General features: G+C 57.4%; 20 protein-coding genes. 3 read left to right on the top strand and 17 right to left on the bottom strand.

The genetic code is table 11. The annotated features are described in order from the left end of the window. Nucleotides 1-72: 72 nt before the first annotated feature. Together JZI28_RS11770 and phaZ are read right to left on the bottom strand one after the other, a co-directional pair. Nucleotides 73-645: a DUF6151 family protein gene (locus JZI28_RS11770; protein ID WP_295448685.1), complete on the bottom strand. Its 573-nt coding sequence runs from the start codon at nt 643-645 to the stop codon at nt 73-75. Between the two features lie 4 nt (nt 646-649). Continuing rightward, nucleotides 650-1,948, bottom strand: a complete 1,299-nt coding sequence (phaZ, locus tag JZI28_RS11765; RefSeq protein WP_297339093.1) for a polyhydroxyalkanoate depolymerase — start codon at nt 1,946-1,948, stop codon at nt 650-652. Between the two features lie 145 nt (nt 1,949-2,093). Here phaZ and JZI28_RS11760 point away from each other — a divergent pair, with 145 nt between their 5' ends. Both JZI28_RS11760 and JZI28_RS11755 read left to right on the top strand, forming a co-directional pair. After that, a complete protein-coding gene (locus JZI28_RS11760; protein WP_375697714.1) occupies nt 2,094-3,899 on the top strand; it encodes a PHA/PHB synthase family protein in 1,806 nt (601 codons plus the stop codon). Nucleotides 3,900-4,029: 130 nt separating this feature from the next. Next, the gene (locus JZI28_RS11755) at nt 4,030-4,473 is read left to right on the top strand and encodes a phasin, PhaP (RefSeq protein WP_295448695.1); all 444 of its coding nucleotides are present in this window, start codon (nt 4,030-4,032) and stop codon (nt 4,471-4,473) included. 210 nt (nt 4,474-4,683) lie between these two features. On the opposite strand, the gene JZI28_RS11750 is transcribed toward JZI28_RS11755, so the two are convergent. Next, the gene (locus JZI28_RS11750) at nt 4,684-5,556 is read right to left on the bottom strand and encodes an NAD-dependent epimerase/dehydratase family protein (RefSeq protein WP_375697713.1); all 873 of its coding nucleotides are present in this window, start codon (nt 5,554-5,556) and stop codon (nt 4,684-4,686) included. 212 nt (nt 5,557-5,768) lie between these two features. Here JZI28_RS11750 and phaR point away from each other — a divergent pair, with 212 nt between their 5' ends. Continuing rightward, a complete protein-coding gene (gene phaR, locus JZI28_RS11745; protein WP_295448702.1) occupies nt 5,769-6,344 on the top strand; it encodes a polyhydroxyalkanoate synthesis repressor PhaR in 576 nt (191 codons plus the stop codon). A gap of 184 nt (nt 6,345-6,528) precedes the next feature. Here phaR and JZI28_RS11740 read toward each other — a convergent pair whose 3' ends face one another. From JZI28_RS11740 to JZI28_RS11675, 14 genes are all read right to left on the bottom strand, one after another. Continuing rightward, entirely contained in the window at nt 6,529-7,740 is a 1,212-nt protein-coding gene (locus JZI28_RS11740; RefSeq protein ID WP_348151284.1) for an aminotransferase class I/II-fold pyridoxal phosphate-dependent enzyme, read from the bottom strand. A 240-nt stretch (nt 7,741-7,980) separates the two neighbouring features. Next, a complete protein-coding gene (locus JZI28_RS11735; RefSeq protein WP_375697712.1) occupies nt 7,981-9,291 on the bottom strand; it encodes an NAD(P)/FAD-dependent oxidoreductase in 1,311 nt (436 codons plus the stop codon). A 119-nt stretch (nt 9,292-9,410) separates the two neighbouring features. After that, a complete protein-coding gene (locus JZI28_RS11730; RefSeq protein WP_295448710.1) occupies nt 9,411-10,769 on the bottom strand; it encodes a glutamine synthetase family protein in 1,359 nt (452 codons plus the stop codon). Then, nucleotides 10,769-11,449, bottom strand: a complete 681-nt coding sequence (locus JZI28_RS11725; RefSeq protein WP_375697711.1) for a type 1 glutamine amidotransferase — start codon at nt 11,447-11,449, stop codon at nt 10,769-10,771. The genes JZI28_RS11730 and JZI28_RS11725 overlap by 1 nt, the downstream gene beginning before the upstream one ends. Before the next feature lie 60 nt (nt 11,450-11,509). Then, nucleotides 11,510-12,829, bottom strand: coding sequence for a glutamine synthetase family protein (locus JZI28_RS11720; RefSeq protein WP_348151274.1), 1,320 nt, complete (start codon nt 12,827-12,829; stop codon nt 11,510-11,512). A gap of 158 nt (nt 12,830-12,987) precedes the next feature. Beyond that, complete coding sequence (locus tag JZI28_RS11715; protein WP_295448720.1) at nt 12,988-13,794, bottom strand: ABC transporter permease; 807 nt, start codon at nt 13,792-13,794, stop codon at nt 12,988-12,990. Further along, nucleotides 13,791-14,672 carry an ABC transporter permease gene (locus JZI28_RS11710; RefSeq protein WP_295448795.1) on the bottom strand — a complete coding sequence of 294 codons (882 nt, stop codon included), beginning with the start codon at nt 14,670-14,672 and terminating at the stop codon, nt 13,791-13,793. The genes JZI28_RS11715 and JZI28_RS11710 overlap by 4 nt, the downstream gene beginning before the upstream one ends. Nucleotides 14,673-14,786: 114 nt before the next feature. After that, nucleotides 14,787-15,497: a transporter substrate-binding domain-containing protein gene (locus tag JZI28_RS11705; protein ID WP_295448723.1), complete on the bottom strand. Its 711-nt coding sequence runs from the start codon at nt 15,495-15,497 to the stop codon at nt 14,787-14,789. Nucleotides 15,498-15,577: 80 nt separating this feature from the next. Then, nucleotides 15,578-16,366, bottom strand: coding sequence for an ABC transporter ATP-binding protein (locus JZI28_RS11700; protein WP_295448726.1), 789 nt, complete (start codon nt 16,364-16,366; stop codon nt 15,578-15,580). Between the two features lie 137 nt (nt 16,367-16,503). Next, entirely contained in the window at nt 16,504-17,271 is a 768-nt protein-coding gene (locus tag JZI28_RS11695) for a phosphate/phosphite/phosphonate ABC transporter substrate-binding protein (protein WP_375697710.1), read from the bottom strand. After that, complete coding sequence (locus JZI28_RS11690; RefSeq protein WP_375697709.1) at nt 17,268-17,708, bottom strand: TerB family tellurite resistance protein; 441 nt, start codon at nt 17,706-17,708, stop codon at nt 17,268-17,270. The genes JZI28_RS11695 and JZI28_RS11690 overlap by 4 nt, the downstream gene beginning before the upstream one ends. After that, entirely contained in the window at nt 17,701-18,168 is a 468-nt protein-coding gene (locus tag JZI28_RS11685) for a TerB family tellurite resistance protein (protein ID WP_295448737.1), read from the bottom strand. Before JZI28_RS11685 ends, JZI28_RS11690 begins: the two co-directional genes overlap by 8 nt. Before the next feature lie 159 nt (nt 18,169-18,327). Next, nucleotides 18,328-18,621 (bottom strand): DUF1330 domain-containing protein, encoded by a 294-nt coding sequence (locus JZI28_RS11680; protein WP_375697708.1) that lies wholly within the window; start codon nt 18,619-18,621, stop codon nt 18,328-18,330. A gap of 196 nt (nt 18,622-18,817) precedes the next feature. Next, nucleotides 18,818-21,886, bottom strand: coding sequence for a valine--tRNA ligase (locus JZI28_RS11675; protein WP_375697707.1), 3,069 nt, complete (start codon nt 21,884-21,886; stop codon nt 18,818-18,820). Nucleotide 21,887: the final 1 nt, after the last annotated feature.

Raw genomic sequence — 21,887 nt, 5'->3', positions numbered from 1 at the left:
TAGTGCGCAGGCTGAGCGATCAGGCTGCGCCATCAGGTGGGGACACCCAAGCGGTGTCCCTCAATCGGGGCCCTATGGGTAGAGCTTGGCGCGGGCCTCTTTTGACAGCACCTCTGGCTCTGCTACCGGCTTGCCGGTTTCCACATCAAAAAAGGGCGTTTCCCGCCAAAGGCCAGACAGGCGCGCGGTTATCATACGGGAGAAAATTCCGTAGACCATGCGCGCCATGCCTTTGCTACGCGGCGGCTTGCCTGGGCGCGGGACATGGGCCTCGGCCTTGACCTTGCCCAGTGCATCTTTGTCTTCAAAGATATCTGTCCGCAGTCCGGCAAAGGCCAGTTGCGGTTTTGCCAGCGTATTGGCAAAGGGTGTGCCACAGCAGCCAGCATACCAGCGAAACAGGCCTTTGGGGCCAAGGCGTAACAGGCGCAGGTGCTCTGCGCCTTTGCTGATGGTGATGGCCTGCGGTGCCAGTTGAAACAGGTCGACCCCTTCAACCGGGTCGGGCCTATGATGATAGAGCTCCGCCGCGCGACAATCCGGACAATGGCATAAAATTCGCAGTCCGGATTTTTGCCCCTGCGCTGAAACATGCCCGGCAAAACTGCCGCAGGAGCAGGAAAAGTCAAACTTCCCGTTGCTCATGGTATCAGCTTTTAACAGCTGAGAGTTTGGCCTGACCCTTGGTTGCCTTGGGTTTTGCAGCGGCTTTGGGTTTGCGGCTGTTTGCATCCATGAAATCAATGACCAGGGGGCGGATATTGTCGCGCCAGCTGCGACCGGCAAAGATGCCATAATGGCCGGCGCCGGGTTCCACATGGCTGGCTTTCTTGCTGTCCGGCAGGCCGGTGCACAGATCCAAGGCAGCAATACACTGGCCAGGGGCCGAGATGTCATCATTGGCACCTTCAACGGTTTTCACCGCCACATCGGTGATCGCGCCAATATCAACCTTGTGGCCATCAACGATGAACTCATTGCGGGCGATTTCACGGGATTTGAACACCCGCTCGACAGTGGAGAGGTAGAACTCTGCCGTCATATCCATCACTGCCAGATATTCATCGTAAAAGCGATTGTGGGCATCGTGATCCGAAGCTTCGCCACGGCTGGCACGCTGGATCTGATCGCTAAAGGCCTGCGAGTGACGGTCCATGTTCATCGACATGAAAGAGGACAACTGCAGCAGGCCGGGATAAACCTTGCGACCGACGCCTTTGTATTTGAAACCAACCCGCTGGATCATGGTTTCTTCCAGCTGGCCCATGGTGACGCGGCGCCCAAAGTCGGTGACCTCTGTAGGGGTGGCATCCGGGTCTACCGGACCGCCAATCAGGGTCAGCGAAGAGGGCTGTGCATCAGGGTCCTGCTCCGCCAGATAGGCGGTTGCCGCCAGGGTCAACGGCGCTGGCTGACAGACCGCTACCACATGGGTGTCGGGGCCAAGTTCGCGCATGAAATCAACAAGATAAAGCGTGTAATCTTCGATGTCGAACTTGCCAGCAGAGACCGGAATGTCGCGGGCGTTATGCCAATCGGTGATATAGACTTCACAGTTCACCAGCAGGCTGGTGACAGTGGAGCGCAGCAGGGTTGCATAGTGGCCAGACATCGGCGCAACAACAAGAACCTTGCGGGGCTGTTCTTTGCGTCCGGCGACACAAAAGTGAAGCAGATCGCCAAAATCGCGTTCAACAACCGGGGTGACTTCGACCAGATGGTCTTTGCCGTCCTCACAGGTGAAGCTGTGGATGCCCCAGTCGGGTTTAACGGTCATACGTTGAAAGGTGCGCTCGGTGACTTCGCCCCAGCCGGCCATCCAGCTCAGTGCTGGGTTGGGGATCGCTGAAAAGGCGGGGTAGGAGGCCATCGACAAGGCACTGGCGCCCAGCCATTGGTTCATATTCCGGGCGGTTTCCATCAAGTCGTAAGACATCATAAAACGCATATGGCTTTCCTTTTGTCTGCCCGCCGATTTAAATCCCACAACTGGGGGCGGAAATAATGCAGGGCCTCGGACCTTTCGTCGCTTTGGCGTAACATGGGGTTACCAGTATTCTGCACAGCAGAAAGAGTATGGGGGATTCCTTAAGATGACAACAAGTGACGCGCTGGACCATGGCACTTCGCCAGAACACCTTGAACGCCTTAAGGAAAATATGGAGCGAGTTGACCAGCTCTCTAAGAAAATGGTCGAGATCATGGCAAATCGGAAAGGGCACAACCCTGGTTTGGACGGTCCGAATCAGGAGCTGTTTGCACGTGCAGCAACCTCTTATTGGGCCGAACTCCTGCAAAATCCTGCCAAATTGATGGAAAAGCAGGTCGAGTTTTGGGGCAAATCTGTGCTGAACTTTGCCGAGGCCCAGAAAGTTCTGGCTGCACAGGGCCATGACGACACCGCGCCACAGACATCGCAAGACCGCCGGTTTGGCAATCCGATGTGGGAAAACAACCCCTATTTTAGCTTTGTAAAACATCAGTACCTGACCAATGCCGAGGCAATTCGCGAGGCCGTGGCCCAGGTCGATGATCTGGACGCCATTGATCGTCACCGGCTGCAATATTTCTCCGATCAGATCATCAACATGATGGCGCCGACCAATTTCCTGCCCACCAACCCGGATGCGCTGGAAAAGGCGTTGGAGACTGAGGGCACCTCTTTGATTGATGGGTTGCAGAACCTGGTCAACGATCTTGAGTCCAACAATGGTGAGCTGGTAGTGCGACTGGCGGATGAAACCGCCTTTGAGATCGGCGGCAATATTGCCACCAGCCCCGGCGAGGTGGTCTATCGCAATCGGATGATGGAGATGATCCAGTATCACCCGACCACCGAGACGGTGCACGAAACCCCCATCGTGTTGTTCCCGCCCTGGATCAACAAATTCTACATCCTAGACCTAAAGACGCAGAACAGCCTGATCAAATGGGTGACCGAACAGGGCTATACCCTGTTTGTGGTCTCCTGGGTCAATCCCAACCGGGACTACGCCGATGTCAGCATGGAAGACTACATCGAAGAAGGCTTCCTGACCGCATTTGAGAAGGCCAAGGAGATCTGCAAGGTCAAACAAATCAACGCCATCGGCTATTGTATCGCGGGCACCACGCTCAGCCTGGTGCTGGCTTTGATGAAAAAACGTGGCGATAAATCGGTAAAGTCGGCAACGCTGTTTACTGCGCTGACGGATTTTTCCGATCAGGGGGATTTCACCCCCTTCCTGCAGAACGATTTTGTCGACGCCATTGTCGAGGAGATTGGTGAGGACGGTATTCTGCCCTCCTACATTATGGCGCGCACCTTCTCGTTCTTGCGGGCCAATGATTTGGTCTATGGTCCGGCCATCCGCAGCTATATGCTGGGGGAGACGCCGCCCGCCTTTGACCTGCTGTATTGGAACGGCGATGGCGCCAACCTGCCGGGCAAGATGGCAGAGGAATATCTGCGCGGGCTGTGCCAGGGCAACCAGTTTGCCGATGGCGGTTTTGAGCTTCTTGGCGAGACGCTGCATCTCAAGGATGTGGATATCCCGCTGATGGCGATCACCTGTGAAACGGACCACATTGCGCCCTGGCGCAATTGTTACAAGGGTGTGCAGCAGATGGGGGGGCGCAGCAAAACCTTCATCGTATCGCAGTCCGGTCATATCGCTGGCATCGTTAACCCGCCCAGCCGCAACAAATATGGTCACTACACCAACGATGACCTGAAACTGGCCCCCGAAGCCTGGATGGAAGGGGCGACCTTCAACGAAGGCTCCTGGTGGCCGCGTTGGGAGAGCTGGCTGAAGAAGCGCTCTGGCAAGCAGGTTCCGGCGCGCAGCCCTGGTGATTCGAATAATCCAGTGCTGGAACCTGCTCCTGGCAGCTATGTGCGTGTCCGTGCAAATGATTGATTTTGTAGTTTTACGGTAATTTATTCTGCATCGCAGCATTATTTTCTTGAAATGCTGCGATGCAGAAAGTATATATTCCTCATGCTGAAACGCGGGGTGGTCCCGAGATGCAAACAGAGGAACCAGTACAATGGCTAAGACCCAAGATTTTACCGCTATGATGAAAGACATGATGGGCGCATTTCCGGTGGATACATCCGCCATGGAAGAAGCGTTCAAAAACACTGCCGCGCTGAACGAAAAGCTGAGCGCAGTTGTTCTGGGTGCTGCTGAGCAGTCCTCGGAAATCTCCAGCAAATGGACAAAAGACGCCCTGGCAAAGATGTCCGGCGTTTCCAAAGCTCAGACAGATCCTTCTGAGTATGCAAAATCGGCAACCGATTTCGCCAGCGCCTCTGCTGAAGTTGCCGCTGAAAACATGGCCGCTTTTGCTGAAGTTGCAAAAAAAGTGCAGATGGAAACCGTTGAACTGCTGATGGCCGCAGGCAAAGACATGGGCGAAGAAGCCTCTGCCGCTGTCAAAAAAGCGACGTCCGAAGTGACCACTGCCGCTAAAAAAGCAGCCGCTAAATAACCAGCCCAAATGGGCTGATCACGAAGAGCGGGATCACGGCTCCTCCCTGCATATGATCCCCCTCTTACGTGTCCAAAAGGGCAGGTCGTTTGACCTGTCCTTTTTTGTTGTCGCCGGTATGCCCGACCAAACCGTATGTCCGACCAACTGGCTACGCAACCAGACTGGCTGCCAGGCCAAACTTGCTGCCCGGCCAAACTGGTACAAAGGCTAAAACGCCGCCTGGGTGAAATCGCTGATTTCTGGCTGCCAGCCGCAGGCGGTCTGGATCTTATCGGCCCTCATTTGCTGATCCAGGGTTGGGCCCTCGGCCCAGATGCCGTATTTAAACATCACATATTTGCGGTTGCGGACCACATAGGCCCCATCATGGGGATGCCGTCGAATGATCTCGTCGAGGATCTCGCGCAAGGGCACGCCGTTCTGAGCCGCAACATTGTAGTGGCCGCAAAGCTCTGGGTGCTCTGCCAGCAGGCGATAGGCACGGGCCAGATCCCGGCGATGCACCAGCGGCCAGCGGGTGTGAATACTGCCCCAAACCTCCAGCGGCAGACCCGTTGCTGCCTGTGTCAGCAGACGAGAGAACACACCGCCACCGTCTTCGTGATAGGTCATGGCTGGGTGAACAATGCAGCTGCTCACCTTGGGGTCTTGTAACAACGCCAGCGCGTTTTTTTCCATCCAGGCAAAGGCCGGGATTGGCCGCCTTGGGCTGGTTTCAGAGGCGGCCAGGTCGCCGGTTTCCCCGTAAAGCCAACAGCCCCCAGTATAGAGCACCCGCAGGGGAGAACTGCGGTGGTGCGCTTCCTGTCTTATGGCCTCAATGGCGGCGGCATCGACTGCGCCCATGTCCTCTTCAAAACTTGTGGCCAGCTGGATAACCACATCCACTTCGCGCAGCGCCGCCCGCCAACTGGCCGGGCTCCGCAGATCTCCGCGCCAGGGCTGGGCGCCCAGAGATGCGAGCTTTTGGGCTGACCTGTCAGAGCGGCACAGGCCAGTGACAGTATGATTGTAGGCAACCAGTTCTGCGGTGACGGCGCTGCCAATGGAGCCGGTGCCGCCAAGGATCAAAATGTTCAAACCAGGACTCCTGTGATGGTGTAGGGGATGGTATAAAACCTCAAGCTAAGTTTAGCTCAAGGGCTTTTTACGAGAGATCCAGGCGCACGATTTTCGAGCCAAAGCTCCGCGCTTCCAGGGCTGTCGTCGAGGAAGGCGGTTCTGCAGGCTTTTCTTTTGTTCTGCGCTCGCATAGTCTTTTCTGCATTGCATCATGTCCGGGGAGGGACAGTATGGCCGATCAGGAAAAAGCCCTGCTGATCAAGCGTTACGCCAGCCGGCGTTTGTACAACACTGAGACCAGCGACTATGTCACCTTAGAGGATATTGCGGGGTTCATCCGGGAAGGGCGTGAAGTTCAGATTGTTGACTTGAAGTCCGGCGATGATCTGACGCGGCAGTACCTGCTGCAGATTATTGCCGAACACGAAAGCCGCGGTGAAAATGTACTGCCGGTCAATGTGCTGAACGATCTGGTGCGCAGTTACATGCAGCCGGGCGGTGGGGTGATGCCACAGTTCCTGCAGGCCTCTTTTGATATGCTGCGCGACAGTCAGTCTCAGATGGTTGAGAATATCTCGGCGATGAACCCGATGTCGCAGATCCCGGGATTTGACGCGATGAAGGTGCAGCAGGAAGCCTTTTTGAAGGCGATGACCGCTGGCCTGCCTGGTGGTCTGCCCGGAGGCTGGGGCGGTGGCACGACCACGCCAGAAGCGGAGACTGAAAAGGACGGCGAGGGAGAGGATCTGGATGCGATCAAACGCCAACTGTCGGAACTGCAGGACAAGCTGTCCAAGTTGAAATAGGCTTGGGTTAACTATCTGAATTGGAAAGGCTCTGATCCGATCAGAGCCTTTTTGTGTGCCATAGGAGTGAGACAAAAGGGGGGGCTCCCGCCCGTCGGAAGATCCCTATGGGATCTCCTCCCGTTGGGCCTGGCGCCGCGCAGAGCGCGGCGCGGCAGCGTGATATTGCCGGGTCCTAAAAGGATTAGGCTGCAGCAGCACTGGCCATGGTTGTGGTCGCGGCATCAACCAGAATTCCGGCAACCACATCCAGCTCTTCCTTGGTCAGGCGCACCGGCAGGCGCACGTCGCAGGCCTGCATCAGCATGGCACGGGTTTGCGGCAGCTCTGGCAGGTCCTGAATGAACTGCCAGTTCCAGAAGGCCCGGGCATTGTCCGCAGAGCGGCCAAAGATCTGCACCTTGACGCCAGCCTGGGCGGTTGCCTCGGAGAAGGCGGTGATTTGCTCATCCGTCATGCCCACCAGGTTGAATTGGATGGAATCTGGCGCACGCTGTTCTGGGGCCAGAGGGGCGGGGACATCAAAGTAGGGCGAGGCATTCAGCTGTGCCGCCACATAGTCGTGGTTTTTAAGCCCGTCCCGCACCCGGCGCGCCAGCTCTGGCAGCTGTGGGCGAATGACCACGGCGGACAGGTTGCTCATCCGTAGATTATACAGCGGCAGCTGGTTTTGCCATTTGGCAAAGGCGTCTTCCAGGTCTGTGCTGTTGTCGCCCAGAGGGGCTTTGTGCTTTTGCCAGTTGTGCTCGTAAGCGCCGGACATGATCACTGCACGGGCCACCAGCTCGGCGTCATTGGTGATCAGGATACCACCTTCTCCAGCGTTGATCATCTTGTAGGATTGAAACGAAAAACAGCCGATCTGGCCCAGTGTACCAATATTACGGGCATTCCAGGTGGTGCCAAGCGAATGGGCCGCGTCCTCGATGACTGGGATGCCACGCGCCTCGCAGAGCGCCAGAATGGCGTCCATATCAGAGGTATGGCCGCGCATGTGGCTGATGATAACCGCGGAAATGTCATCGCCGAGCCGGGTCTCAAAATCTGCCATATCAATGCGGTAGTTTTCGCCCACTTCACAAAGCACCGGCACGCAATCGGCATGGATCACCGAAGAAGGAACCGCTGCAAAGGTGAAGCCGGGGATTAATACGCGGGCATCGCGGGGCAGGTTCAGGGCCTTGAGAGACAGGAATAGGGCGGCGGAACAAGACGAGACAGCTAAGGCATATTTACAGCCCAGAAGCGCCGCGAATTCCTGTTCCAGCAGCGCAACCGGCGCATCCTCGGGGGCTGTATAACGAAACAGATCGCCAGACTGCATCAGTTCGTCAAGTGCGATACGCGCGGCTTCTGGAATGGGTTCGGCGGCGTGAACATTAGGTGCCTTTGTCATATTTCAAATTCCTGAATTCTGGATTTGATAAATATAAAACAACTGAACAGATAAGCCAAGAGAAAGCCGATCCTTCGGTCTTGGGATCGGTGAAATTTCACCAATTTGTTGCATGGCGCCCCATGGCACCTCTCTGGTTTTGCCACGACGGCGACAAGGCCCGCTGCAAAACTGTAAACGCCCTGCGCAGGCAAAGCTGAGCAGGGCGTTGAGCCTAAATTTGACCTGCCTAGGTCCTCGCTAAATCCCGAGCCGATCACGCAGGGCAAACCAGGTCATGGCCAGTGCCAACAGCGGAGACCGCATGGCGGGACCGCCTGGAAAGCGCGGGGCAGGCACGCGGGACATGGTGTCAAACCCCTCGGCCTGGCCCTGGATCGCCTGGGCAATCAGCTGGCCGGCATGGATGGCTGTGCCCACCCCGTGGCCGGAATAGCCTGAGGCAGAGAGTACATTTTCACCCAGGCGCGCCAGATAGGGCATGCGCTTCATGGTGATCCCCAATGTGCCCCCCCAGGCATAGTCCAGACGCACGTCTTTCAGGTGTGGAAAGATCTCTGTCATGGGTTTGCGCACCACCGCCTTGATGTCTGCGGGGAAGCGGTAGCCATAGCTTTCGCCGCCGCCAAACAGCAGTCGTTTGTCATGGCTGAGGCGAAAATAGTTGACCACAAATTTGCTATCCGCCACAGCGACATCTCGCCCCAGAACCTTGTCTGCCGCATCGCCGAGCGGTTCGGTGGCGACGATAAAGTTGTTGATCGGCATCACCTTGGCGGCGACCTGACGGTTCAGCCCGCCCAGATAGCCGTTACAGGCGAGGATCAAATGATCGGCGCGAACCTCTCCGGTGGCGGTTTTGACCCGCACCTCGGCGCCCTCCTGGATGTCCAGAACTTCACTTTCCTCGTGCAGCGAAGCACCGGCCGCCGCCGCTGCGCGGGCCAGGCCAAGCGCCAGGTTGAGCGGGTGCAGGTGGCCGGCACCGTGATCCAGAATGCCGCCTTTGTAATCAGGGGAGGGGCACATCTGATGGCAGGCCTCAGGCGAGAGCAACTCGATCTGATCATAGCCATAGCGATCTTCAAGATGACGGCCGTAATCATGCAAATGCATGCTGTCGCGGCTGTTGGAGGCGGTCCAGGCAACACCGGGGCGCAGGTGACACTGAATATCGTGCTTGGCAATCAGGGATTTGACCAGATCCTTGGCCTCTTCCCCCAGCCGCCAGAGCTTTTGCGCTTCTTGTTTGCCAACAAAGCCCTCAAGCCCTTCCTGATCCATCCGCTGGCCGCTGCCAAGCTGACCACCATTGCGACCAGAGGCGCCAAAGCCAACACGATGAGCCTCCAGCAGGGTCACCTTCATGCCCGCCTCGGCCAGATGCAACGCCGCCGACAACCCGGTAAAGCCGCCACCGATAATGACGACATCGGCGCGCGCGTCCCCTGACAGGGCAGAAAACCGTGCAAGAGGCGTCGCTGTCGCGGCATACCAGCTGTTGGGGTACTGCCCCTTGCGATCATTGGAGTGGAGCAAATTTAGTCCCATCGCATACCTCTTTGAAAGCTCTGGCGCCCAGGGGCTGCCAGCAGCTCTTTATCTTTCCATAAATATTCGATTGCACTGGCGTCCCCTCTCAAGGCGACGCCAGAGTTTATGTCGGCGCCCTAGACATTCATCAGCAGATGCTCGCGCTCCCAGGGGGAGATCACCTGCAGGAATTCCTCATACTCGGCGCGTTTGACGATACTGTAGACCCGGGCAAATTCAGGGCCCAGGACTTCGTGCAATGCAGTGGCGGTGTCAAACAGATCCAGGGCACTGCCCATAACCTGCGGAATATCGCCTTCACCCTCATAGGCATCGCCTTTGAACTGCTTCTCTGGGTGGGTCTTCTCCATCAGTCCCAGATAGCCACAGGCCAGGGAGACGGCGATCCCCAGGTAGGGGTTGCAGTCCATGCCGGCAATTCGGTTTTCAACCCGCCGCGCCGCAGCACCAGAAAGCGGAATGCGGATGCCGGTGGTGCGATTGTCGCGCGCCCATTCCAGATTGATCGGGGCAGCGTGATCTTTGACATAGCGTCGGTAGGAATTCACATAGGGTGCCATCACCGCGATACCTGCCGGCAGATGGTTCTGTAGCCCGGCAATAAAGTGGAAAAACGCATCCGTTTCGGACTCATCCTCTGCGGAAAAGATGTTCTTGCCGGTTTTGCGGTCCAGCACCGAATGGTGGATATGCATCGCCGAGCCGGGCTCATTCTCGATCGGCTTGGCCATGAAGGTGGCAAAGCAATCATGGCGCAGCGCCGCTTCGCGGATCAGCCGTTTGAAATAGAACACCTCATCCGCCAGTTTGACCGGATCGCCGTGCAGCAGGTTGATCTCCAACTGGCCGGCGCCGCCTTCCTGGGTGATGCCGTCGATTTCAAACCCCTGGGCCTCGGCAAAGTCATAGATATCGTCGATAACAGGGCCAAATTCATCCACGGCCGTCATCGAATAGGCTTGGCGGGCGGCAGCCGGGCGGCCAGAGCGTCCCATCATGGGCTCGATCTTTTTGGCAGGGTCGACATTGCGCGCCACCAGGAAGAACTCCATCTCCGGTGCCACAACCGGATCCCAGCCCTGATCGTGATAGAGCTGCACCACCCGCTTCAGCACGTTGCGCGGGCTAAAGGGGATCGGATCGCCGTTACGGTCAACGGCGTCATGGATCACCTGCAGGGTCCAGTCCCCGGTCCAGGGCGCCGCCGTGGCGGTGGACATGTCCGGGTGCAGGGTCATGTCTTTTTCGATCCAGCCATCCTCATCCGCAGCCTCGGCCCAATCGCCGGTAATGGTCTGGTAAAAGATGCTGTCGGGCAGGTGAAAGTAGTCCTGCTTTGCGAACTTGGATGCCGGTACTGCCTTGCCCCGGGCAATACCGGGAAGGTCCGAAATAACGCATTCAACTTCGTCGAGACGACGGCCCTCCAGATAGAGCTTTGCCGCTTCGGGAAGGTCGTCTAGCCAAGATGACATCAAGTCCTCTCTTTCTTCATAAATTCTGCGAGGAAATTTGCAATTGCGGGGGAGTCTACGGGGGTGTCGAGCTGCTGGCTGGCTTGATCAAGGATCTGGTCCGGCACCACGCCACGGCCCCGTTTGTCGATCAAGCCACTGGTGAACGCATTGCTGAATTCGGGATGGGGCTGCAGGGTCCAGATATGGTCACCATAGGCGAGTATGCCGTTTTCACAAAACGCATTTCCGGCCAGAACACGCGCCTCGGCAGGGCGCTCGATCACCTGATCCTGGTGCCAGGCGTTGAGAGTCAAAGGCGCGCCGTCCTGCTCATAGGTAACATGGCCAACGGCCCAGCCACCCTGATATTTGGCAACCTTGCCGCCAAGCGCCTGGGCGATGATTTGATGGCCAAAGCAGATCCCGGCCATGGGCTGTTTCTTGGCGTGGATCTCACGGATCAGCTCTTCGAGCGGCGGGATCCAGTCGTGGGGTTCATAGGCACCATGGCGCGAGCCAGTGATGATCCACCCATCTGCGGCATCGGCATTTGCGGGAAACTGGCCGTCAACGACTGCAAAGGTCTCAAACTCAAAACCATTGCCCGCCAGGAGAGTGCAAAACATCTGGTCATAATCGCCCGAGTCCTGAATGAGATCTTCAGGCGCGTGGCCGGTTTGCAGGATGCCGATTTTCATAATTCACCAGATTTGATCAAAAGGGGATGGGCTGGGGCCGCGCATCGGGGCTGACAGTGTTCATACCGCGTCCAACCAGCTGAGCCAATGTTGATCTGTCGGCAGGGCGGCAAAGCCCGCCAGTTCCTGGCGTTTGGTCATCACCAGGTTGCGGATCATCATCTGCGGTAGGATCCGTGCGATAAGCGGGCTTTCTTCAAACCGGGCAATGGCGGTTTCCCAATCGGGCGCCAGCTGCGGCAGATCGGTCTGCTCATAGATGTTCCCACTGGAGGCGGCGGGCGGCACCATTTTGTCAGTGATGCCCAGCAGGGCGGCACCCAGAACAACAGAAAGCATCAGATAGGGGTTGATGTCCCCACCGGCGGTGCGGTGCTCAATGCGCCGCGCCTTGGGGCTGCCGCCGGGAATACGGATGGCTGCGGTTCGGTTTTCATAGGCCCAGGCGGCTCCGGTCGGGGCGTGGGCACCGGGCACCAGGCGGGCATAGGAATTACCATGTGGCGCAAAGATCAGCGTACTGGCTGGCATCGCCGCGATGCATCCCGCGACCGCCTGGTGCAGCAGGTCGGTGCCGGTTGCGGATCCATCATCAAAGACATTGTTGCCCTGCGCATCCACCACCGAGAAATGCACATGCATGCCATTGCCGGCTTCCTCGGCATAGGGTTTTGCCATAAAGGTGGCCGCCATGCCGTGTTTTCGCGCCAGGCCTTTGACCAGGGCTTTGAACAGCCAGGCATCATCCGCCGCGCGCAGGGCATCCTGATGGTTCAGGTTGATCTCGAACTGGCCCAACCCGGCCTCAGAAATTGCCGATTGTGCCGGGATGCCCATCTCTTCGGCGCCGGCATAGAGGTCGGTGAAAAACACATCAAAGGCGTCCAGCTCTTCCAGTGACAATACCGACTGCTGGCTGAGCTTTCGCCCGGTGTGGGGATGCGCTGGTGGGCCGGGTTGCGCGCCGCTGTCATCCACCAGATTGAATTCCATTTCGGTGGCGGCCATCACCGTCCAGCCGCGCGCCGCATAGCCGTCAAGCACCTGTGCCAGAACCTGACGCGGATCGCCTAGAAAAGGCGCGCCATCGTCGGTTTCCAGCATCATCGGGACCAGAGCCGACGGAGTGTCCAGCCAGGGCATCGGCACCGGGCCACGTTGTGTTGGCTTGAGGATGCCATCGGCATCGCCGGTTTCAAACACCAGCGGGCTGTCTTCGATGTCGCGTCCCCAGATATCCACGTTGAGGGCAGAAACCGGCATCCGCGCCGCGCCATCAGCCAGTTTTCCCGCCTGCGCGGCAGGCATGCGTTTGCCGCGCATCTGTCCGTTCACATCACAGGCGGCGATGCGGATGGTCTTCAGCGTGGACAGGTCCATGGGGCGGCTCCTTGGTAGCGGTGCCTTTGTTGTACTGCAGGATTTTGCATGAGCCAAGAGAATTTGATCAAAAGTTTGCATCAAGACATGGAAATCCTAAAAACTGCCATAAAAAATGGCCCCCGAAGGAGCCATCTTGTCGTTCATTTTTTGATCTTTTAGCGCATGAAATTGGGTCTGTATTTCAACTTTGGGCGCTGTCCCCGCGGCAGATGCCGGTTCAGCCGCTTGTTTATCAGCCCAAACAGGGCAATCACCATCAGGGTCAGGAGGATGAAATAGAAGGCCAGAATAGGGTAGGGGACAAAGGGGTTGAAGGTCTTATCTGCAAAATACTTTGCATAGTAGAGCGCATCGCCTTTTTGGCGCCAGGCCGGGAAGGCCGAGACAAAAACCAGGGTGGTGGCATGAAACAAAAAGATCGCCTCATTGGTATAGGCGGGCCAGGCCAGACGCATCATGGTTGGCCACATCACCTTGCGATACCGCGGCCAGCCGGTCAGCCCATAGGCATCTGCAGCCTCAATATCGCCTTTGGGGATCGACCGCAGCGCCCCGTAGAAGATCTCGGCGGAATATGCGGCGGTGTTCAGAAACAACACGATGAGCGCGCCAGCCCAGGCCGAGGACAGCGGATCAAAGACGCTTGATACGCCTTTCAGGCTGAGGAACAGGAAGTAGGCAAAGAAGAACTGGATGAACAGGGGCGAGCCGCGAAACAGAAAGATGAACCATTCAGCAGGTTTGCGGGCCCAGGGCGAACTGGCATTCTTTGCCACCGCCAGAAGATTGGCCAAGAAGAAGCCAGTCACGATCGCAAGGACGCCATAGTAGACGTTCCAGATCATCCCCGAGCCGATCAGGGTGAAATGCTCACATAGGGTGAAATCACTGCGCGGCAGCATCCGTTCGCCATAGCCAAGCGAGCGGAACGCATAGTCCTGAACGGTTTGAAAGCAGCTCATAACGCTTTCCTTTGCGCTTCGCCAGCCAGGGTGGCTTGACCATGGGACAGGCGGATGGTGATGCGGTTCAAAACCAGTTCGGAAACCTTGGTAAAGCTGAGATAAAAGATCAGCAATCCAAGGAAGTACCAGGTGCGCCAATCGGTATGGGGATAGGCTGTGAACCTGGCGGTTTTGGAGCCGCCGAGTTCCTTGGCCCAATAGACGATATCCTCGACCCCAAGCAGGAACAGCAGGGGTGTGGCCTTGATCAGGACCATCCAGAGATTGGAAAGACCGGGCAGGGCATAGGTCCACATCTGTGGCACCAGAATGCGCCAAAAGGTCTGGCTATTGTTGAGCCCATAGGCCTCTGCTGTTTCGATTTGTGCATGGGGTACTGCCTGCATGGCGCCATAAAGCACATTGGCGGCGAAGGCCCCAAAAACAATGGCAAAGGTCACAACCGCAATGGTGAAACCATAGACTTCATGGATCCATTGCGCAGAATCCCCCAGCGGCAGCTTGGCAATATCGCAGACGATGAAATCGCTGCCCTGGCGAATGGGTTGGTCCCAATCCGGGCATTTAACCTTATGGCGAAGATATTCCAGCGCCTGGTCCAATGCGATGACAAAAAACAGGAAAAAGGCGATATCCGGCACGCCACGCACAATGGCGATATAGCCACGTCCCAACCAGCTGAGCGGCGCAAAACGCGCCCGCGCGGCCATGGCGCCGCCAAAACCAAACAGCAGTGCGGCAGGCGCAGCAAGGGCCAACAGCAACAGAACCGTCCCGAATGACATGTAAAAGGCCATGTGCTTACCGGTGGTGAGATAGCAGCTCATCCACTGGAAAGTCTCGAGAGTGGCCGGGTCAGAGCAAAAGGAGAAAATGGCGGACCTCGTGGGGATCGGGACCGGTGGCGCGAGGATCTGAATGCACCGTTGCGGTCAAGGGCAAAGGGGGGCGCGGCGCCCCCCTTTATTAGTGTTTAGGGATCAAAAGGTTCAGAACTTGCCTTCGATTTCCCATTTGTCGAGCAGCATGTTCAGCGAACCGTCTTCTTTCATTGAAGCAATTGCCGCGTCGAACTTGGCAATGACGTCGGTATCAGACTGGCGGAAGGCCATGCCGATGCCATCACCCAAGAAGACGTCTTCGCCTACAAACTGCAGGTCGGTTTCGTCAACGATGGGCAGCAGGAAGTCCTTGTCGGCCATGACGGCATCTGCTTCGCCTGCGTTTACTGCGGCAATGGTTTCATCCGGTGTGGGGAATTCGACGAGCGTCGCGCCGGTGCCCGCGACATGCGAAGATTGAATGGTCGAGGCCTGCGCAGAGATAACGGCGGAGGTCAGATCAACATCTGCCGACAGAGCGGCAAAAGCGGAAGGCGAGGGGCGTGTGTAGCCCTGGGTGAACTGAACAACTTCTTTCCGCTCAGGCGTGATCGACATGCCGGCGATGATGGCATCGTAGTTGCCTGACAGCAGGTTGGGGATGATGGAATCCCAGTCATTTGTGACCCATTCGCAGGTCAGCTCGGCGCGTTTGCACAGCTCATCGCCCAGCTCGCGCTCAAAACCGTCCACTTCGCCGTTGTCGTTCAGGAAGTTGTAGGGAGGGTAGGCGCCCTCGGTGCCCAGACGGACTGTGTCAGCCAGGCCCATGCCAGCGGTCAAAGCAAGCGCTGCGGTGGTCAGAATGAGTGATTTCATGGTGATACTCCCAGTTTTTGGTTTCTGTTTTGGTTTGTTCTTGTCGTCGCCAAGGCCCGGTTCGGGCCTCAGGGAAGGGGCTAACGGCTTGCGCGCAGGTGCCGGGTCGGCGCCAGGAAGTTGCGCAACCGTTCGGATTGCGTATTGCCAAAGACCTCATCGGCGGTGCCCTGTTCCTCGATCAGGCCCTGGTGCAGAAACACCACCTTATCGGACACATCAGCGGCGAGGTTCATATCATGGGTCACAATCATCATTGTGCGGCCTTCGCCGGCCAGATCCTTGATGACTTTGACCACTTCCTGTTCCAACTCAGGATCCAGCGCCGAGGTGGGTTCGTCAAACAGCAGGGCCTCGGGCTCCATGCACAGCGCCCGCGCGATGGCTGCACGTTGCTGTTGGCCGCCAGACAGCTGCGCCGGGTAGGCGTCCCATTTGTCGCCAATACCAACCTTGTCCAGATATTGGCGCGCGGCGGCCTCAACCTCTTTTGCATCGCGCCCCAGAACCGTGACCGGGGCTTCCATCACATTTTGCAAAATGGTCATATGGGCCCAGAGATTGAACTGCTGAAACACCATCGACAGATTGGTCCGAATACGCAGAACCTGTTTGGCATCACTGGGACGGCGGTTCAGCCCTTTGCCGGACCAGGTGATGGGCTCTCCCTTGAAGTTGATCTCGCCGGCCTGGCTGTTTTCCAGCAGGTTGCAGCAGCGTAAAAGGGTGGATTTGCCCGACCCGGAGGAGCCGATCAATGACACAACATCCCCGCGATGGGCAGTGATGTTGACACCTTTGATAACTTCCAGCTCTCCATAAGATTTATGCAGGTCGCGGATCTCGAGTACAGGTGCCAGTGTGGTCAAAACGGTTTCGCCCAGTTGTGAAAAAAACTCGCTCTAATTGGACCGAAAAAATGTCTGAATGCAATGTCAAAACCGGGAAGTAATCAGGATAACTGCACGGAAAGGAGGTCACAGTCTTCGAAATGGGCAGCTGTGCACTAACCGCGTGCCTTGATCTTTAGCCCTGTCAGGACCGGCCCCGGAGGCGTTGGCACTGCCAGGTACTCGCTGGTTGGAATGTGCAAGAACCCTTTCAGCCTGAGAGTGGCGCGCGTCGTTTCATCCAGAGAGTCAATTGCGGATTTTATCTCCAGAAACAGCGTTGTAGGGTCCTGGTTTAATGCGGTGATAAAGGGCAGGCCAGGGGTTGGTACAGTGAGATCAACAACGGACAGTTCATCCGCAAAATCATCGTAGGTCTGGATCATCTCCCAGGACAACAGGTCGAGAGAGGCAAAATCAGCGCGCCCTTCGGCCACCGCTTGGGCAGAGCCGCGATGGCTGCCGGTTTCGATCAGGGCGCCCGGTAGGATGTTGCGGTCTTGCAGGTGGATCAGCGGGGCTGCCCAGCCGGATTGCGACAAGGCATCATTATAGGCAAAACGCCCCCGGTCGAATTGCTCCAGCCGTGGGGTGGGGGCGGATTTTTTGGCGATCAATACGCTGCGATAAAACCCGGGCGCACAATCTGGCAGGCCATAGTCCGGGGTGCCGACCAGTTCGACCTCGCCATACAATCGGGTGCGGAAAGGGCAGCCGCAGGTCTGCGCCAACAAAAGGTCGGGTGAGCTCCAGGCTGACCAGGGCTCAATCTCGCGGGAAAGGGTCGCCGGCCCGTTTTCCAGATTGTTGCGGATGGCAGACCAGAGCAGGTCATTGGCCGCAGCGGTTTCAGGTCTGTCATACATGCCGAGAAAGGCAATCATATGGCTGCCTCCATCCGTTTGCGGGCCTGGGCACTTTCCACGTCGTTGACGCCCAGAAGATTTGCGGTGAGCCGCATCAATGCATCTTCACCAGCGTCGCGGTGGCCATCCGCCAGTACCACTTGCCACATGGCTTCGACGACACCAATGCGATCTTCCAGGCTGACAGCCTCTTTGATGGCGCGGGTGAAGCGCACCGTATCGGGGGCCTCGGCCTCCATTGCCTCGGCCTGTTCGCGCAGAATGATCGCGCCCCCAGTATCCTGGTCAAACCGCGAGCAGATAATGCGATCTATGCGGTCTTTCTCAACTTCAGAATAGTTTTGATCAGAGCGGGCGATCCGCACCAATAGTGCAGTAAGCGCCATGCGGGCGCCTTCATCCGTCAATGGTTCTGGTGCGGGGGCCAAAAGGCGGGCCAGAAGTTCTTTAAACATTATTGTCCCCTTGGCTTGCCAGGAGCTTGACCTGGGCTTTTGTCCGCGCGGCCTCATTATCTGCAAAGGACAGGCCCATTGCCTTATAGGCCTCTTCAAGAATGCGCACTTCGCCTTCGTGTTCATTATTGTCGGCCAGCACAACTTCCCACAGGGCATCCAGGGCGGCCAGACGTTCGTCCAGCCCGGTGGTCTCGCGGATCAGGCGGCCAAAGGTGTCGGTCTCGGGGGCGGCGGAATGCAATTTCTCACAGGTCGCCCGGACCTTGGCAGCCTCAAGGGCGTCGTGCTGGTACAGCCGCGACAGGATCCGATCAATCAGGCTGATCTCTTCCAGCTTATATTCGCGGTCCGATTTTGCGACGCGCACCAGCAAAGCCCCCAAAGCCAGTTCGGCATCCGGATCAGGAAGGGCCGGCGGATCGTTGGGCCGGAAGGCCTGAAAAAGTTTCTTGAGCATGCCAGGGATACTCCGTGGATCTAGGGGCCGGTGGCGGCGGCGAAACGCAGCTGGCCATACTATTTCAATCGATGGTTGGGTCGATATCTCTGACCCGGAAACCTGACCAGTCAACGCGCTGGGAACCCCAGAATGTGCCAGCTGGTCAATCTGTTGATGTTAGCTATCGTAGCCTTCGATAATCTCCATGTCGCCGGTAGAAACCGGATCACGTAGCGCTTTGGCGTCTTGATAAGACACACTATCATAACAGGATTTTGCTGTTGTGAAATCCTTGAATTCGATCACCACGGTGCGGGCGCGCATCGTGCCTTCGCGCACCTCTTTAGGCCCACCCCGTACCAGAAAGCGTGCGCCATACTCGGCAAAAGGTGCGGCATTGGCTGCGACATATTCCTTGTACCGGTCCAGGTCGTCAACATCGACATGCGCGACCCAATAGCCCTTTGGCATTTTCAGAACTCCCTCATGCAGTTTGCAACAAGCTGATACAGAACCACGGCAAAGACAATGGTGAGCTGCCAGACATTTTCCCCGTAAGCGCGTGAAAATACCAAAAAATAACAAAAATACACGTCGCATATATGAAAAACGCCCGCGCGGTGGCAGGCGTTTTTTGGTGCGTATCCGTTCGAGAGCGGCGGTTGCCTTATTCAATTTCCTGCAGGCGCGACAGGGCGTCTTGCAGCTTGGCTTCTTCCTCTTCGCGTAAGGCGAGGTTCTCGCGGGCCTCTGCCACCACCTCATCCGGCGCCGAGGCGACGAATTTGGGGTTCTTGAGCCGACCGCGCAGCCCGCCCAGCTCTTTGGCCAGCTTGCCGAGGTTTTTCTCCAGCCGCGCCTTTTCCGCGTCCACGTCGATAATATCCGCCAGGGGTAGGCCAAAGCTGGCACCGGGGGCGGCAACGCTGGCGCAGCCTTTGGGGAAGCTCTCCACCTGATCCAGGCTCACCACGCGGGCGAGTTTTTTGATCATGGTTTCGTTGGCCTCCCAGGCGGCGCGGGCCGCATCATCAAACTGGGTGACAACCATCGGGATTTTGGAGCCGGCAGGCACGTTCATCTGGGCGCGGGCCGAGCGGATGTTTTCAATGGTGGTGATGACCCAGGTCATTTCCGTATCCGCCGCCTCGTTGACCAGCTCCAGCCCATATGTGGGCCAGTCCTGATGCACCAGCATAGTGTCGCGCTTGGCGGTCTTGCCCCACAGCTCTTCGGTGATGAAGGGCATGATCGGGTGCAACAGCACCATACATTGATCCAGTACCCAGCCCAATGTCTGGCGGGTCTCGGCAATCACGGCTTCATCGTCGGATCCAAACAGCGGCTTGGAGAGTTCGATATACCAGTCACAGACCTTGCCCCAGACAAAGGCATAAAGCGACAGCGCCGCATCGTTGAAACGGTAGGCCTCAAGCGCGGCGTCGACCTCAACGCGGACCTTGGCGGTTTCGCCAATGATCCACTGGTTTACCGCCGCCTTAGCCTCGGGGCAGCTATAGCCGGGTTTGGCCTCGTCATAGACCTCATTGAAATTGGCAAAGTTCACCGCGTTCCACAGCTTGGTGCCAAAGTTCCGGTAGCCGGCGATACGCTGCATATCCAGTTTCAGCACGCCACCAAGAGAGGCCATGGCCGCATTGGTAAAGCGCAGCGCATCGGCGCCGTATTCGTCAATGATTTCCAGCGGGTCAACGACGTTGCCGGTGGATTTGGACATCTTCTTGCCCTTGGCGTCACGCACCAGCCCATGCAGGTAGACGGTGTCAAACGGGATGCGCTGCTCGACGGGGAGGTCCTGATCCAGAACCGCCATCTGCATCATCATCATCCGTGCGACCCAGAAGAACAGGATGTCCTGACCGGTGACCAGGGTCGAGGTTGGGAAATACTTCGAGGTGTCCTCAGACCACTCGGGCCAGCCCAGGGTGCCAATGGGCCAGAGGCCAGAGGAAAACCAAGTGTCCAACACGTCGGGATCGCGGTAGAAGTGGAGTGTTTCACTCGCGTTTACTGATCCGTTTGTCCGGTCTTCATATTGTGCATGAACTTCTGTTGCGTCATCGTGAAAGCGAATATTGCGATGGTTTACTTTTGCTTCGATAGCCTCAATCAGCTCTTCTTCGGAGGCATAGCAATAGGGAATAAGCTCGTTCTCAATAATGACTTTATCATTTTCTATTTCATACCCATACCAAACCGGGATTTGATGGCCCCACCACAGCTGGCGCGAGATGCACCAGGGCTCGATGTTTTCCAGCCAGTGATAATAGGTCTTCTCGCCGCTCTCAGGCAGGATCTTGACGGTGCCATCTTTCACTGCATCCAGGGCTGGGCCGACGATCTTGTCGGTCTCAACAAACCACTGGTCGGTAAGCATCGGCTCGATGACCACCTTGGAGCGGTCGCCAAAGGGCTGCATGATTGGCTTGGCCTCAACATAAGGCACGACCTCCGAGACCTCAGTCTCGTTGCCGTCCTCGTCTTTGACCGTTTTAGTCTCGGTGACCATCACAGCCAGTCCCTCGGCGGTGATGTCAGCGATCACCGCCTTACGGGCCTCTTCGCGGGTCAGGCCGCGGTATTCTTCCGGCACCAGGTTCATCGCGGCGATGCTGGCCTCGGTGAACTCTGCCTCGCCATTGGCAATCGCCTGGGCGGTGGTGGCTTCCTCGACATAGGGCGCGCCGTCGCTGCGCATATTTGCCTTGGTGTCCATCAGGTTATACATCGGAATGCCGCCGCGTTTGGCGACCTGATAGTCGTTGAAATCATGCGCACCGGTGATTTTCACCGCGCCGGAACCAAAGTCTTTGTCGGGGTATTCATCGGTGATGATCGGGATCAGGCGGCGCTGCGCCTTGGGACCAACGGGAATTTCGCAGAGCATGCCCACGATGGGCGCGTAGCGTTCATCCGAGGGGTGCACCGCAACCGCGCCGTCACCCAGCATGGTTTCGGGACGTGTGGTGGCGATGGAGATATAGTCGCGCTCTTCCTCCAGCGTGACGTTGCCGTCCTCGTCCTTCTCGATATAGGTATAGGTGGCACCACCTGCCAGGGGGTATTTGAAGTGCCACATATGGCCGGGGGTCTCGATGTTCTCGACCTCCAGATCCGAGATCGCGGTTTCAAAATGCGGGTCCCAGTTGACCAAGCGCTTGCCGCGATAGATCAGGCCTTTGTTGTACATCTCCACAAAAACCTTGATCACGGCATCGTGGAAATTGGGCGAGTTCTCGTGGCCCGTACGGGTGTCGCCAGCGGCGCCTGCCATGGTAAAGGCAGTGCGGTCAAAATCGCAGGAGGCGCCAAGGCGTTTGAGCTGCTCAATGATGGTCCCGCCGGACTGCTCTTTCCATTCCCAGATCTTGGCCAGGAAGTCAGGGCGGCTAAAGTCGGTGCGTTTCTTGCCTTCTTTGGCCAGCTCGCGCTCCACCACCATTTGCGTCGCGATACCTGCGTGGTCGGTGCCGGGCTGCCACAGGGTGTCAAAGCCCTGCATGCGCTTCCAGCGGATCAGGATATCCTGCAGCGTGTTGTTAAAGGCATGGCCCATATGCAGAACGCCGGTGACGTTTGGCGGCGGGATCATGATGCAATAGGTCGAGGCCTCGGGTTTGGCATTGGCGCCTGCCTTAAAGCAGTCGGCCTCTTCCCAGGCTTTGTATAGGCGGCTTTCAGCTTCGGCCGCGTCGAATGTCTTGTCCAGTGCCATG

This window comes from Pseudophaeobacter sp. TrK17 (assembly GCF_042192375.1).
Taxonomy (GTDB): Bacteria; Pseudomonadota; Alphaproteobacteria; order Rhodobacterales; family Rhodobacteraceae; genus Pseudophaeobacter.
This window is presented reverse-complemented; position numbering and strand designations above follow the sequence as displayed.

Excerpts from the sequence above, each read along its gene's own strand:
- JZI28_RS11720 (WP_348151274.1), bottom strand. The coding sequence starts at position 12,829 with ATGGACCTGTCCACGCTGAAGACCATCCGCATCGCCGCCTGTGATGTG.
- JZI28_RS11695 (WP_375697710.1), bottom strand. The coding sequence starts at position 17,271 with ATGATTGCCTTTCTCGGCATGTATGACAGACCTGAAACCGCTGCGGCC.
- phaR (WP_295448702.1), top strand. The coding sequence starts at position 5,769 with ATGGCCGATCAGGAAAAAGCCCTGCTGATCAAGCGTTACGCCAGCCGG.
- JZI28_RS11770 (WP_295448685.1), bottom strand. The coding sequence starts at position 645 with ATGAGCAACGGGAAGTTTGACTTTTCCTGCTCCTGCGGCAGTTTTGCC.
- JZI28_RS11685 (WP_295448737.1), bottom strand. The coding sequence starts at position 18,168 with ATGCTCAAGAAACTTTTTCAGGCCTTCCGGCCCAACGATCCGCCGGCC.
- JZI28_RS11740 (WP_348151284.1), bottom strand. The coding sequence starts at position 7,740 with ATGACAAAGGCACCTAATGTTCACGCCGCCGAACCCATTCCAGAAGCC.
- JZI28_RS11680 (WP_375697708.1), bottom strand. The coding sequence starts at position 18,621 with ATGCCAAAGGGCTATTGGGTCGCGCATGTCGATGTTGACGACCTGGAC.
- JZI28_RS11705 (WP_295448723.1), bottom strand. The coding sequence starts at position 15,497 with ATGAAATCACTCATTCTGACCACCGCAGCGCTTGCTTTGACCGCTGGC.
- JZI28_RS11690 (WP_375697709.1), bottom strand. The coding sequence starts at position 17,708 with ATGTTTAAAGAACTTCTGGCCCGCCTTTTGGCCCCCGCACCAGAACCA.
- JZI28_RS11675 (WP_375697707.1), bottom strand. The coding sequence starts at position 21,886 with ATGGCACTGGACAAGACATTCGACGCGGCCGAAGCTGAAAGCCGCCTA.
- JZI28_RS11715 (WP_295448720.1), bottom strand. The coding sequence starts at position 13,794 with ATGAGCTGCTTTCAAACCGTTCAGGACTATGCGTTCCGCTCGCTTGGC.
- JZI28_RS11735 (WP_375697712.1), bottom strand. The coding sequence starts at position 9,291 with ATGGGACTAAATTTGCTCCACTCCAATGATCGCAAGGGGCAGTACCCC.
- JZI28_RS11730 (WP_295448710.1), bottom strand. The coding sequence starts at position 10,769 with ATGTCATCTTGGCTAGACGACCTTCCCGAAGCGGCAAAGCTCTATCTG.
- JZI28_RS11755 (WP_295448695.1), top strand. The coding sequence starts at position 4,030 with ATGGCTAAGACCCAAGATTTTACCGCTATGATGAAAGACATGATGGGC.
- phaZ (WP_297339093.1), bottom strand. The coding sequence starts at position 1,948 with ATGCGTTTTATGATGTCTTACGACTTGATGGAAACCGCCCGGAATATG.
- JZI28_RS11725 (WP_375697711.1), bottom strand. The coding sequence starts at position 11,449 with ATGAAAATCGGCATCCTGCAAACCGGCCACGCGCCTGAAGATCTCATT.
- JZI28_RS11760 (WP_375697714.1), top strand. The coding sequence starts at position 2,094 with ATGACAACAAGTGACGCGCTGGACCATGGCACTTCGCCAGAACACCTT.